General features: G+C 61.0%; 11 protein-coding genes. 6 read left to right on the forward strand and 5 right to left on the reverse strand.

All coding sequences use genetic code 11. From position 1 onward, the window contains the following. Positions 1 to 28 precede the first annotated feature (28 nt). From IE079_RS03350 to IE079_RS03370, 5 genes are all read left to right on the forward strand, one after another. Positions 29 to 1174, forward strand: a complete 1146-nt coding sequence (locus IE079_RS03350) for a TAXI family TRAP transporter solute-binding subunit (RefSeq protein WP_189572737.1) — start codon at positions 29 to 31, stop codon at positions 1172 to 1174. 89 nt (positions 1175 to 1263) lie between these two features. Continuing rightward, positions 1264 to 3237 carry a TRAP transporter permease gene (locus IE079_RS03355; protein WP_189572739.1) on the forward strand — a complete coding sequence of 658 codons (1974 nt, stop codon included), beginning with the start codon at positions 1264 to 1266 and terminating at the stop codon, positions 3235 to 3237. Positions 3238 to 3243: 6 nt separating this feature from the next. Further along, a complete protein-coding gene (locus IE079_RS03360) occupies positions 3244 to 3927 on the forward strand; it encodes a 3-oxoacid CoA-transferase subunit A (RefSeq protein ID WP_189572742.1) in 684 nt (227 codons plus the stop codon). Beyond that, positions 3914 to 4558: a 3-oxoacid CoA-transferase subunit B gene (locus IE079_RS03365; RefSeq protein ID WP_189572745.1), complete on the forward strand. Its 645-nt coding sequence runs from the start codon at positions 3914 to 3916 to the stop codon at positions 4556 to 4558. The genes IE079_RS03360 and IE079_RS03365 overlap by 14 nt, the downstream gene beginning before the upstream one ends. Before the next feature lie 75 nt (positions 4559 to 4633). Continuing rightward, complete coding sequence (locus tag IE079_RS03370) at positions 4634 to 5986, forward strand: hypothetical protein (RefSeq protein ID WP_189572748.1); 1353 nt, start codon at positions 4634 to 4636, stop codon at positions 5984 to 5986. 66 nt (positions 5987 to 6052) lie between these two features. Here IE079_RS03370 and proX read toward each other — a convergent pair whose 3' ends face one another. The 3 genes from proX to proV are packed head-to-tail and all read right to left on the reverse strand — an operon-like array spanning position 6053 to position 9389. Further along, positions 6053 to 7063, reverse strand: a complete 1011-nt coding sequence (gene proX / locus IE079_RS03375) for a glycine betaine/L-proline ABC transporter substrate-binding protein ProX (protein ID WP_189572751.1) — start codon at positions 7061 to 7063, stop codon at positions 6053 to 6055. After that, positions 7060 to 8199, reverse strand: coding sequence for a glycine betaine/L-proline ABC transporter permease ProW (proW, locus tag IE079_RS03380; RefSeq protein WP_189572754.1), 1140 nt, complete (start codon positions 8197 to 8199; stop codon positions 7060 to 7062). The genes proX and proW overlap by 4 nt, the downstream gene beginning before the upstream one ends. Beyond that, positions 8196 to 9389, reverse strand: coding sequence for a glycine betaine/L-proline ABC transporter ATP-binding protein ProV (gene proV / locus IE079_RS03385; protein ID WP_189572757.1), 1194 nt, complete (start codon positions 9387 to 9389; stop codon positions 8196 to 8198). The genes proW and proV overlap by 4 nt, the downstream gene beginning before the upstream one ends. 332 nt (positions 9390 to 9721) lie before the next feature. Here proV and IE079_RS03390 point away from each other — a divergent pair, with 332 nt between their 5' ends. Beyond that, on the forward strand, positions 9722 to 11047 hold the full coding sequence (locus IE079_RS03390; RefSeq protein ID WP_189572759.1) for a DEAD/DEAH box helicase: 1326 nt from the start codon (positions 9722 to 9724) through the stop codon (positions 11045 to 11047). Between the two features lie 159 nt (positions 11048 to 11206). Here IE079_RS03390 and IE079_RS03395 read toward each other — a convergent pair whose 3' ends face one another. Both IE079_RS03395 and IE079_RS03400 read right to left on the reverse strand, forming a co-directional pair. Next, a complete protein-coding gene (locus tag IE079_RS03395; RefSeq protein ID WP_189572761.1) occupies positions 11207 to 11932 on the reverse strand; it encodes an OmpW/AlkL family protein in 726 nt (241 codons plus the stop codon). 175 nt (positions 11933 to 12107) lie between these two features. Beyond that, positions 12108 to 12584 (reverse strand): winged helix-turn-helix transcriptional regulator, encoded by a 477-nt coding sequence (locus IE079_RS03400; protein ID WP_189572763.1) that lies wholly within the window; start codon positions 12582 to 12584, stop codon positions 12108 to 12110. Positions 12585 to 12762 lie beyond the last annotated feature (178 nt).

Genomic DNA, 12762 nt, shown 5'->3' on the forward strand with positions numbered 1-12762 from the left:
AAACAATAAAAAGCTATCGGAGAATCTCATGCCCTACGCCAACACCTTTCTGACAAAAACCCTGTTCGCCACCGCCCTTGGTGCGTCGCTCCTCTTTGCCGGCTCCGCCGCCGCCCAGGAGCTGCCTGACACCATGACCTGGTCGTCCTACGACGTCGGCTCTGCCGGATACGCGGAAGCCTCCGCCATTGCCGATGCCTTTGGCCGTGAATATGGCACCCGGATCCGCATCCAGCCTTCGGGTTCCGCCATTGGCCGGCTGCAGCCATTGCTCAGCGGACGTGCGGACTTTGCCTTCCTGGCCACGGAAACTTTCTTTGCCGCTGAAGGCATTCATGACTTTTCCACCCGTCGCTGGGGCCCGCAGGATCTCCGGGCCGTGGCTGGCCGCCCGTCATCGTTCGGTATCTTCACGGCGGCGGACGCCAACATTGAAACCCTGGAAGACCTGAAGGGCACCCGTTTCGCCTATGTCGCCGGCAACCCGTCCATCAACGTGAAATGTGATGCTTTTCTGGCCTTTGCCGGGCTGAGCCGGGATGACGTGGAAGCCATCATGTTTCCCACCTATGCCAACACCATGAGTTCACTGGCCCGTGGCGAGGCCGATGCCTCCTGTACCACCACAACTCCGAGCCATGTCTACGAACTGGCCGAATCGCCCCGGGGCATTCGCTGGCTGGAAGTGCCGAAAGACGATGAAGAAGGCTGGAAACGCCTGCGGGAAGTGGCGCCTTTCTTCCAGCCCTACACGGAAACCGTGGGTGCCGGCATCAGTGAAGAGAATCCGGTGGACATCCTGGCATACCGCTATCCGGTTCTGACTGTTCGTGCCGATATGGATGAGGAAGCGGTTTACAACTACATCAAGGCTCTGGACGAGACCTATGACATGTACAAGGATGCTACCGCTGTCATGCACCGCTGGGACCTGAACGAGGCGGGTACGCCGGCCATTGATGTGCCTTTCCACGCCGGCGCCATCCGCTATCTGGAGGAAAAAGGCATCTGGACCGAGGAGCATCAGGACTGGAACGACCAGCGTACCGCCCGCCTGAACGCGTTGCTGGACGCCTGGCCGGAAGCTCTGGACGCCGCCGAAGGCAAGAGTGACGAGGAATTCGCAGAGATCTGGGAAAAGCACCGCACCCAGGCGCTGGAATCCGTCAACTGAGACTCGACAGTACCTTATGATCGGGGCCCGCCAGGGCCCCTTGTTCATTTTCGGAATAACACCGCCATGTGCCCTGGAGTATCACACCCATGAGCGTTTCCACCGCTGCGGAGAGTGCCGCACCGACCGGGCCTGAGCAGAGGGAAGGCCGTCTGCAGGGCATTGGTTACTGGACCGTTATCGTCCTGGGAACCCTGGGTTTGCTGATGGCGATCAACCAGACCTTCAACCTGGAAATTCTCGGGTTCAAACCCCTGGGCAATGCCTACCTCTATTACCTGATTGGCATTTTCCTGGCGGCCGCTTTCATCGCGTTTCCCGCCTGGAAAGGGGCCGCCAACAGGGTGCCCTGGTATGACTGGCCGCTGGCCGCCATGGCGATGGTATGCGCCGGTTACCTCGGCTACCACGGCCTGACAATGATCAACTTTGGCTGGGAGTTTGAAGCGCCCCCCGAAGCCACCGTGCTGTCCGGCATACTGCTGGTATTGATCCTGGAAGGGGTTCGCCGCTGCGGAGGCTGGCCACTGCTGTTCGTGGCGCTGTTTTTCGGGACCTATCCGCTGTACGCCGATTCCATGCCCGGCTTCCTGTGGGGTAACCAGTACACCCTGCCGGAAATAATCCGGGCCCACGTCATCGGCGCGGAGAGCATCATCGGCATTCCCATGCAGGTGGTGGCCCAGCTGGTCATCGGTTTCGTGGTCTTTGGCGCGGCCCTGACCGCCACGGGTGGCGGTGAGTTTTTCATGAACTTCGCCACGGCCCTGATGGGGAAAAGCCGGGGTGGTCCGGCCAAGGTGTCGGTACTGTCCAGCGGCATCATGGGCAGCCTGTCCGGCAGTGTGATTTCCAATATCCTGACCACCGGGCCTATCACCATTCCCACCATGAAAAAGACCGGCTACCCGCCCCACTACGCGGGTGCCGTGGAAGCCTGTGCCTCGACCGGGGGTACCCTGATGCCGCCGGTGATGGGGGCGGTGGCGTTTATCATGGCGTCGTTTCTGGGTGTGCCCTACGCCGAGATTGTCATTGCGGCGTTCCTGCCGGCATTGCTGTTCTATCTGGCGCTGCTGTTCCAGGTGGACATCTACGCCGCCCGCCGGGGACTGAAGGGGTTGCCGCCGGAGGAAATCCCGAGCCTGAAGGAAACCCTCAAGGACGGCTGGCCCTATCTGCTGGCGCTGGGCATGCTTATCTACATGCTGATCGTGATGCGCCTGGAGGCCTACGCGCCTTACTACGCCACGGTGGTCCTGCTGGGTATTTCCATGTTCAAGCGCAATCACCGGCTGAACCTGAAACGGGCGCTGGCGTTCCTGCAGGACCTGACGACCAGTGTCGCCAATCTGGTGGCCATTCTGGCTGGCATCGGCCTGGTGGTCGGGGGCCTTTCCTACACCGGGGTGGCGGGGGCTTTTTCCCGTGAGCTGCTGCTTTACGCCGACGGCAGCGTTCCACTGATGCTGATTGCCGGCGCCATTACCAGCTTCGTGCTGGGCATGGGGATGACGGTCAGCGCCTGTTATATCTTCCTGTCGATCCTGCTGGCTCCCGCGCTGGTGAATGCGGGCCTGAACCCGCTGGCCAGTCACCTGTTCATTCTTTACTGGGGCATGCTGTCCTATATCACGCCACCGGTCTCCCTGGCGGCCATCACGGCGGCCGGCGTGGCCGGTTCCAATGCGGGTCGCACCGGTCTCTACGCCATGCGCCTGGGTGGCATTCTGTTCATTCTGCCGTTCCTGTTCGTGATCAATCCGTCACTGATCCTCCAGGGGGAGTTGAGCAAAATCCTGACGTCCACCTTTACCGCCATTACCGCTATCTGGCTGCTGTCCGCGGCGATGGAAGGCTACCTCTACAAGATCGGTGCCCTGGGATGGCCAGCCCGGATTCTGGTGCTGGTGGCCGGCGGCATGCTGATCTATCCGGAGCTGATGACAGATCTGGTCGGCTTTGGTCTTGTCGCCGCCATTTACCTGAGCAGCCGGCTGCTGAACTTTCCTGCGGTAACCGTTGGCCGCATTCCGGTAAAACCGACGCAACGCACGGGGTGAGTCATCGTGATCAACAAAATCGGTAGTTCCATGGCGGAGGCTGTCTCCGTGGTCAAGGATGGCGATGTCGTCATGATCGGCGGCTTTGGCAGTTCCGGCATACCGCTGGAACTGATCGAGGCCCTGCGCCGTCATGCCCCGAAGGATCTGACCATTATTTCCAACAACGCCGGCGTGGCGGAAGAGGGCATTGCCTCCCTGCTGAGGGATGGACTGGTACGCAAGATGATGTGTTCGTTTCCCCGGTCCAAGGGGTCGGTGTGGCTGCAGAAGCGTTACAAGGAAGGCTCCATTGAGTTTGAGCTGGTACCCCAGGGCACACTGGGGGAGCGGATCCGCGCCGCCGGTGCCGGTCTGGCCGCCTTCTATACCCCCACCGCCTACGGCACTCTGCTGGCCGAGGGCAAGGAAACCCGCGAGTTCAACGGCAGAGGCTATGTACTGGAAACGGCTCTGCACGCCGACGTGGCGCTGATCCGTGGCGAGAAGGGCGATGCCTGGGGCAACCTGACGTACAACACCGCCGGTCGTAACTTCAATCCGTCCATGGCCACGGCTGCCAGGACCACCATTGCCGAAGTAAAACAGATCGTCGAGGTGGGCGATCTGGACCCGGAGGCGGTGGTGACGCCAGGGATTTTCGTGGATACCGTGGTTCTGCAGGAGGGGTTGCTCGATGCAAGCGCTTAGTAAAGAAGATATGGCCCGCCGGGTTGCACGGGATATTCCCGATGGCGCCTATGTGAATCTGGGCATCGGCATGCCAACGCAGGTAGCAAACTATGTATCCGACGACCGGCATGTTATATACCATAGCGAGAATGGCATTCTCGGCGTGGGGCCAGCGCCGGCACCCGGTGAGGAAAACCCGGATCTGATCAATGCCGGCAAGCAGTTTGTGACCCTGCTGCCCGGAGGCTGCTATTTCGACAACGCGGATTCCTTCGCCATGATGCGGGGCGGCCACCTGGACATCGCGGTGCTGGGGGCGTTTCAGGTATCGGCCAGTGGCGACCTGGCCAGCTGGGCCACCAACGATCTCAGCGAGCCGCCCGCGGTTGGCGGCGCCATGGACCTGGCGGTGGGCGCCCGGCGCCTCTGCGTGCTGATGAAGCACTGCACCCGTGATGGCGAACCCAAGATCCTGCCCGAGTGTGAGTACCCACTCACCGGCAAGGGTGTGGTGAACCGGATCTATACCGATCTGGCGGTGCTCGATGTGACTGACTCGGGCCTGCGAGTGGTGGAGCTGGTTGGCGATAATACCCTTGAACAGGTGCAGGCGGTCACCGGAGCACCGTTGCTGCCCCCGGAATCCTGATCCGTACCGATGTCGTGACCCGGGCGGAGTCTGCTGCAGATAGTCAGTAGCACCCCGGTCACCAAAGAGCCTTCAATGACACAGACATCTCCCGCCGGACCGCTGGACCTGACGCGGTCCGCGCTGGCCTACCTGGCATTGTTTTGCGGTGTACTCTCGCTCATCCCCGGCATGGCAGTGGTGGGCGCCTCCGCCATTGTGCTCGCCATCCTGCTGGGCTGGCGAGACCTGCGCCTGGTGGCCAGAATCATCTTCGGCCTGCTGGTCGCCATGTCACTGCTGGCACTGGTGGACGAGCCCGGCGCCCTGATGGACGGGGCGGTGAACATGACCCGGCTGACCGCACTGATTCTCACGGTCATGCTGCTGTCGACCCTGCTGGGTCGCTCCAACGATCTGGAGCGGATCTCCGCAAGCCTGTTCGCCGGTCGCCCCACCGTGCGGTACCTCAGCGTGACCTTTGGCACCCTGGTGCTGGCGGTGCCCCTGAACTTCGGTTCGGTGGGGGTGGTGTCTTCGATGATTGCCGGGCAGGTACGCCGCCAGGGTGAATCGGCCATGGCGCGAAATGCCTCCCGGGGCACCCTGCGGGGGTTTGGAGCCTCGCCCACCTGTTCGCCGCTTTCCATCTCGGTGGTCATGACCGTCACCTTCCTGCCTGGGCTGCACAGCTGGCAGCTGATTGCGTTCAGTCTGCCCCTGGCCACGGTGTACCTGCTCAGCGGGCTGATCTTCACCGAGCGGGAATCCCACGCGCCGGCCAGGGACAACGTCACGGCCACCGGCCTGCAGAAGTATCTGCCGTGGCTCAGGTTCATGGCTATTATCGGCGTCATTTGCCTGGGTGCCTTCCTGCTCAGTGGGCCAGGGCAGCTGAGCTATTCCAAGGCGGTGACCCTCAGCTGCCTGGGTGCGGTGGGCTTCTTGTGGATGCACGGGCTGATCAACTCACCGGCCGGCGAGCGTGCTGCCCTGCCTTCCATGGCGTCGGTGAGCAACGAGCTGGTCATTGTGGGCGGTTCGGCATTTCTGGGGGCATTGATCAGCGCCTTCGCCCTGAAATGGCTGGGCGCCGGTTTCAGTCTGCCGGGCTGGGGTTACCCGGTGGTGGCCGCCCTGGTGCCATGGATTTTCTTTGCCGGTGGCATGGTGGGGCTCAACCCGATCGTGATCGGTACCCTGACAGGGGGCGTGCTGGGGCCGATCTGGCCCTTGGAGGCGGTACTGGGGCTGGGCATCGGTATGGTATCTGGCTGGGGTATTACCACCGGGGGCACGCCCTATTCCGCCAATTCGTTGCTGATGGAGCGGGTGACCGGCTATTCCGCCAAGGTGGCCTCCTATCGCTGGAACCTTGTCCACTCGGTGATCAGTCTGCTGGCGGGGGGAATTCTGGCGGCGGTGCTGACCTGGTCTCTGGCCGGCTGAAGGGATCAGTCCCGGAGTGAGAGGAACTCCCACCCCGGCGGGCGCCGGGGTGGGAAACCGTGCGGTTTATTCGGCAGCGGCGCGGGCTTCTTCGAGCCAGCTGTCGAAGGTGTCGCGGTTGGCTTTGATCCACAGGTCAGTGTGGCGCTGGATGTCTTCCATGCTGTCTTCGCCATCACGCATGGCCAGGTTCTGGGCGCTGATGTCATTGGCGGACAGTTTCATGATGGCAAACAGTTTGGCGGCTGCCGGGTTGTTGTCGGCAAAGTCCTGGTTGGCGATGATGCGCTGATCGTTGGCCTGGAAGCCGTAGTTGGTGCCATCTTCCAGCGCGGTATCCACGCCTTCCCGGTCACCCGGCAGGGATGAGAAGGGCACTTCCAGCCATACCACGTCTTCGTTGGGCACCATGACGCCACTGACCCAGTAAGGGGTCCAGGTGTAGTAGAACACCGGCTCGCCCTGTTCGAAACGGGCAATGGTATCGGCGATAATGGCCGAATAGGAACCCTGATTGTGGACGACGGTATCACGCAGGTCGTAGGCATCCATGTGATGCTCGATGACTTCCTCGCAGCCCCAGCCCGGTGTGCAGCCGGTCAGATCCGCCTTGCCGTCGTCATTGGTGTCGAAAAGCGCCGCGATCTCGGGATCCTGGAACTGTTCGATATTGGTGATGTTGTATTCCTCGGCGGTTTCCTTGTCGATCAGGTAACCCTGCAGGGCACCGGATGAATAGACGCCTTCACGGTAGATTTCCTCGTCGCCGCCGGCACGGTTGTAAAAGTTGGTGTGCAACGGGTCCCAGTGGTCCGCCATAAAGGTGCCGTCGCCGTTGGCAATGGCCACGTGAGCGGAGGCGTACTCGATTTCCTTGATCTCGCTGACGTCATAGCCCAGCTCTTCCAGGGCCCGGGACACCAGCAGGGTCTGGAAGGTTTCCTCGGCAATGGAGCTTTTCAGGGGTTGCACATCAATGCCTTCGCCGGGCTTTTCCTGGGCGTTGAGCGCAAAGCTCGCAGTCAGGGAGGTAGCGGCGACGGCGACTGCCAGTCGTTTGGTAAGGGAGGTTTTCATCGGGATGTTCTCCTTGGGATGAGTTTTCTTATGAGGGCTGCGGGCCCGTGATCGTACCAGCGACGGGTCCCGCGACTGCGTGAATCCTGCCCCAGAGACTGGGTGAGGCGGTCGAGAATGATGGCGAGCAGGACAATACCCAGCCCGCCGATAGTGGCCAGCCCCATGTCGAGGCGGCCGATACCACGAAGCACCATCTGACCGAGGCCGCCCACGGCAATCATGGACGCGATCACCACCATGGACAGGGCCAGCATCAGGGTCTGGTTTACGCCTGCCATGATGGTGGGCATGGCCAGCGGCAGTTGCACCTTGAACAGCAGCTGGCGTGGGCTGGCCCCGAATGAGCGGGAGGCTTCCACCAGGTCGGACGGTACCTGCCGGATGCCCAGGTTGGTCAGGCGGATCAGCGGCGGCAGCGCGAAGATAATGGTAACCACCACGCCAGGCACGTTACCGATACCGAACAGCATGACGATCGGCACCAGGTAGACGAAGGCGGGGGTGGTCTGCATGGCGTCCAGCACCGGGCGCATGGTAGTGGCCACGCGATCATTGCGCGCCAGCCAGACCCCGGTGGGCAGGCCAATAAGCATGCAGAAGAGGACGGCGGTGAGCACCAGGGCCAGGGTCACCATGGCCTCTTCCCAGGCGCCTATGGCGCCTACCACGAACAGCGAAATGATGGTGCCGATGGCCAGCGTGCGGCTGGCTACCTGCCAGGCAACCAGCCCGAAGATCAGGATGACCAGCAGCGACGGTATCGCCAGCAGGGTTGACTCAACGCTGGAGAGCACGGCATCCACCGGTACGCGTACAGCCTGGAACGCGGGCCGGAAGTTGCTTACCAGCCAGTTCAGCCCGGTCTCGACCCAGCTACCCAGTGGTATCCAGGCATCAGCGAAAGGCTCCAGGATATCAAAGCTTTTCTCGGGAATCGGCTCACTGCTCTGCAGCCAGCTGCTGCCGTTTTCTGCGCCATCGGGTGACGGTGAGCGGTCACCCCAGGGGCTGCTGCCGGCATCACCCTGCGCCCCGGAACTGTCTGAGCTGCCCTGTGGGTCGAAGGTGTTGCCGTTCTCTGCTTCGCTCTCCTGGGCATTATCGCTCGCCCAGGGATTGGATGAATCAGTCATGCGGCCTCTTTGTCCCTGTCCAGTGCCTTGAGAAGGATGGCGCGGGAGATCACGCCCATGTAACGGCCATCGTCATTGATTACCGGCAGGCTGAAGCCGGACGCGGCCACCTGGCCGATCAGCTCGCTGAGCGGTGTGCTGTCGTTCAGTGGCGTTGCCTCGATAAAGGCATCGCCGATGCCGCCGCCCTGTTTTTCGGCAGCCAACAGTGACTCGATGGACACCACGCCCCGGAAGTGCTGGTCGGAGGTGACCACATAACCGTAGTCCTGATCGTTGCCTCGCAGGCGCTCCAGGGCTGAAGCGACGCCAGCGCCTTCCCGCTCGAATACGGTGACGGTCTTCTTGTGGGCGATGTCGCCGGCGGTATAGATGGCGGTGATATCCACGTTGCGGAAGAACGAGCGCACATAGTCATTGGCCGGGTTCTTCAGGATCTCGTCCGGTGCACCAACCTGGACCACCTTGCCCCCCTCCATGATCGCTATTCGATCACCGATGCGCATGGCTTCATCCAGATCGTGGGAGATAAATACCACGGTACGCCTGGCCTCCTCCTGCAGCTTGAGCAGCTCGTCCTGCATCTCGGTACGGATCAGCGGATCAAGGGCAGAGAACGCTTCGTCCATCAGCATCACTTCCGGGTCATTGGCCAAGGCCCGGGCCAAGCCAACGCGTTGCTGCATGCCGCCGGAGAGCTCGTCCGGATAGCTGTTGGCCACCGGCTCCAGACCCACCTGGGCCAGTGCGGTTCTGGCCCTTTTTTCACGCTCGTCCACGTTCATGCCGGCCAGCTCCAGGCCGAAGGCCGCGTTCTGCAGTACGGTTATGTGAGGCATCAGGGCAAAGGACTGGAACACCATACTGATCTGTTTGCGTCGCACCTCTCGCAAGGCTTCAGGGGACATCTTGGCAATGTCCTTGCCATTAAACAGAATCTGGCCAGAGGTGGGTTCGATCAGTCGATTCAGCAGGCGCACCATAGTGGACTTGCCCGAGCCGGACAGCCCCATGATCACGAAAATCTCGCCCTCCTGAATGTCAAAAGAGGCGTCGTGAACACCGATGGTCTGGCCGGTTTTCTCGAAAATGGTGTCTTTTTCGAAGCCTTTTTCCAAAAGCCGGAAGGCATCTTCCGGGTGGTCCCCGAAAATCTTGAATACGTTCTTGATCGACAGTTTAGGTGTCATGTACGAATCCCGGTGGCGTTGAAGCGCCTTTGTAGGCTCCCCATTTAAGGTAACCCTGTCAAACCGGTAATATAGCATTGTGTGTGCCAAACACTTATGGCTATTTGCCGGGGGCTCTGTTACCTTCGCCGCATCCTGCCTCTAAGGATCTGCAGTTACCGGCCCAGAAGCCGTCTTGCAACTACTTCATACGACCCGCCAGAGGACGTCCTCCCGTTACCGGTGAGCGACTGTAGTCGTCTTATTTCCATGCACTGTCATGGCATCTGCCCGCGTTGACTACCGGTAACCCCGGCTTTCGTGGAGGCAGCACAATCAAGAGTTTATCCAATATGAGTTTTTCTTCACTCGGCCTTTCCGAGGCACTGGTTCGTGCAACCAACGACCAGGGCTATGACACCCCGTCCCCGATCCAGGCACAGGCTATTCCGGCCGTGCTCTCCGGCAGAGACGTCATGGCCGCCGCCCAGACCGGCACCGGCAAGACCGCCGGCTTCACCCTGCCGCTGCTGCAGCGCCTTGGTGAAAACCCCCGCGAGGGCAAGGGCCCACGCGCGCTGATCCTGACGCCGACCCGTGAACTGGCGGCCCAGGTGCACGATAGCGTGAACCTTTACAGCAAGTATGTCCCCACCAAGGCAGCAGTTGTCTTCGGGGGCGTCAAGATCAACCCGCAGATGATGAAGCTCCGCAAAGGTCTGGACGTGCTGGTGGCAACACCGGGCCGGCTGCTGGATCTGTATCAACAGGGCGCGGTGAAGTTCAACGAGATCGAGATTCTGGTACTGGATGAAGCCGACCGCATGCTGGACATGGGCTTTATCCGCGACATCCGCAAGATTCTGGCATTGCTGCCGGCGAAGCGTCAGAACCTGCTGTTTTCCGCGACCTTCTCCAACGAGATCCGCAAGCTGACCCAGGGGTTGCTGGACAACCCGGTGCTGGTGGAAGTGGCGACCCGCAATAAAACGGCGGAAGGGGTGGATCAGACGGTCTACCCGGTGGACCAGAGCCAGAAAACGGCCCTGCTCAGCAAGCTGGTGCGTGACAATGACTGGGAGCAGGTGCTGGTGTTTACCCGCACCAAGCACGGCGCCAACCGCCTGACCAAGAAGCTGGAAGGCGACGGCATCACCGCCGCCGCCATCCACGGCAACAAGTCACAGGGCGCCAGGACCCGGGCCCTGGCGGAGTTCAAGCAGGGTGACATCCGTGTGCTGGTGGCCACCGATATCGCCGCCCGTGGGCTGGATATCAAGCAGTTGCCCCAGGTGGTCAACTTTGAACTGCCGCAGGTGGCAGAGGACTATGTTCACCGTATCGGCCGCACCGGTCGTGCCGGCGAAAGTGGCCATGCCATGTCGCTGGTCAGCGCCGATGAGGGCAAAATGCTGGCGGATATCGAGAAGCTGATCAAGAAGCAGCTGCCCCGCAAAGAGGTGGAAGGTTTCGAGCCGTCCAACAACCTGCCCCTGAAGCCGAAAGCCAAGGCCGACCCGAGCCGCGCCCGTGGTCGTAACGCTGGCAATGGCGGCGGTGGCGGCAATGCCCGCAACGGCGGGGGCCGCTCTGATGGTCGCAGCCAGGCCAGCCCCGGTGCGGGTGGCCGTGGACGTGGGCGCGGGCAGGGACGTTCAGGTCAGCGCCAGTCGGCCTGATCTGATCTGCCAGCCCCGGCAAAACTGAAAAAGCCGCTTCCGGATTCATTGGAAGCGGCTTTTCTCGTTCTGGGCGGGACAAAAAACGGGGCCCGAAGGCCCCGCAAGGGAGGAAGCGTCTGGCACCCACCCGTCCGGGGATGCCGGGATGCGGTCGTCTCAGAAGTTGTAGGTAAAGCCGACCATGTAGACCATGGGGTCGATTTCCACGTCGACTTTCGCGGTGCCGAGTTTGGCGCCGTTGGCATCGAAAGCATCGATATCGGCCGTGGTGTCGATGTCGGCGTACCAGATACCGGCGTTGATGCCAAAGCGCTCATCCAGGCGGATGTCCACACCGACTTCGGCAGCAAGTCCGACGCTGTCGTCCAGATCCATGTCAGTGGATTGGACCGCGGTAGTGTTGAGGTGATTGTTAAGTGCCCCATTGAGCGTTTCTGTCGTCTTTTCCTCAAAGAAAACCGTATAGTTCACGCCCACACCCACGTAGGGCTGAATCATGGAGCTGCTGTGCAGAGGGTAGTACTGAAGGGTCAGTGTGGGGGGCAGGTGCTTGGTGCTACCCAGGTCGGCTGATTTTGGCAGGCTTCCGGACCCATAAAGGTCATGCTCGAACGGAGTGGCCGCCAGCAGGCTGAGGCCTAAGGAATCGGTCATCATCCAGGTGCCGGACAAGCCCAACTGAGTGTCGGAGTCCACACCAACCTTCCACTCTTCTTGAACGAGCGTCGGGTCGATATTCAGGCTGACATTGCTGCTGGATTCGTTCGGATCGACAGTCACAGCGCCTGCTCTGACGATAATATCACCGGCCTGATAGGCCTGTGCGGAGCCTGCTGCGAGGATGCTGGCTGCCAGGATGCCCAGAGAGAGTTTACGGGACATAGAAATGACTCCTTGACCATAAGTTGTTGACGGGACAAGGCTACACCGGTGGTGCCGCAGAGAATTGATCTATGACAAGGGTGTTTCGCCGCAATCGGCGTTGCTGAGGAAAGATTGATTCAACTCAATAGGTACCAATCTGACCAATTGGAATGAGCCGGCCGGCCAGCAGGATTCAGGCCCGGCGGGTGGCTCCGGGCTCCTGCTTTTCCGAATCCTCGGGCACCATCACATCGCGGACGGAAACGGGGTTGCCATCGGCATCCAGCACTTCCAGTTGGCGGATGGGCTGGCCGGTGCGGCGGTCGCGGAGATCCAGGGAAGGCTGATCCGGGCAGGGGTTGTAGCGGTCGCCCCACTGGCGCAGGGCTATCACCACCGGGAACAGGTCGCGGCCCTTGTCGGTCAGGCGGTATTCGAAGCGGGGGCCATGTTCGCCCACGTCCACCTTGCGTAATACGTCATTGTCCACCAGGCGATTGAGGCGATCACCCAGGATATTACGGGCAATACCCAGCTCCTGCTGGAAGTCGACAAAGCGACGGGTGCCATACATGGCCTGGAGCACAATCAGCAGCGACCACCAGTCACCAACTTCGTTCAGGGCACGGGCAACGGAACAACTTGAATCATCAAAACGTTTTCTTGCCATGATCAAAGTGTACCCAACGGGGGCCACTTTAGGAAACGCGGAATGTTATCAGGGCGTCATGGGCAGAGAATTTGCGGGTCCATGGAAGAGCGAGCGTCTGCTCTGTTATCTCTTGCAACGGGAAAGTGGATCCAATAGAGTTGCATAACGAAACCAGATTAAGGCAGGCAACAAGGTT

The sequence above is a fragment of the Marinobacter zhanjiangensis genome (assembly GCF_014651935.1).
GTDB classification, from domain to species: Bacteria; Pseudomonadota; Gammaproteobacteria; order Pseudomonadales; family Oleiphilaceae; genus Marinobacter; species Marinobacter zhanjiangensis.

Excerpts from the sequence above, each read along its gene's own strand:
- IE079_RS03350 (WP_189572737.1), top strand. The coding sequence starts at position 29 with ATGCCCTACGCCAACACCTTTCTGACAAAAACCCTGTTCGCCACCGCC.
- IE079_RS03355 (WP_189572739.1), top strand. The coding sequence starts at position 1,264 with ATGAGCGTTTCCACCGCTGCGGAGAGTGCCGCACCGACCGGGCCTGAG.
- IE079_RS03365 (WP_189572745.1), top strand. The coding sequence starts at position 3,914 with ATGCAAGCGCTTAGTAAAGAAGATATGGCCCGCCGGGTTGCACGGGAT.
- IE079_RS03370 (WP_189572748.1), top strand. The coding sequence starts at position 4,634 with ATGACACAGACATCTCCCGCCGGACCGCTGGACCTGACGCGGTCCGCG.
- proX (WP_189572751.1), bottom strand. The coding sequence starts at position 7,063 with ATGAAAACCTCCCTTACCAAACGACTGGCAGTCGCCGTCGCCGCTACC.
- proW (WP_189572754.1), bottom strand. The coding sequence starts at position 8,199 with ATGACTGATTCATCCAATCCCTGGGCGAGCGATAATGCCCAGGAGAGC.
- proV (WP_189572757.1), bottom strand. The coding sequence starts at position 9,389 with ATGACACCTAAACTGTCGATCAAGAACGTATTCAAGATTTTCGGGGAC.
- IE079_RS03390 (WP_189572759.1), top strand. The coding sequence starts at position 9,722 with ATGAGTTTTTCTTCACTCGGCCTTTCCGAGGCACTGGTTCGTGCAACC.
- IE079_RS03395 (WP_189572761.1), bottom strand. The coding sequence starts at position 11,932 with ATGTCCCGTAAACTCTCTCTGGGCATCCTGGCAGCCAGCATCCTCGCA.
- IE079_RS03400 (WP_189572763.1), bottom strand. The coding sequence starts at position 12,584 with ATGGCAAGAAAACGTTTTGATGATTCAAGTTGTTCCGTTGCCCGTGCC.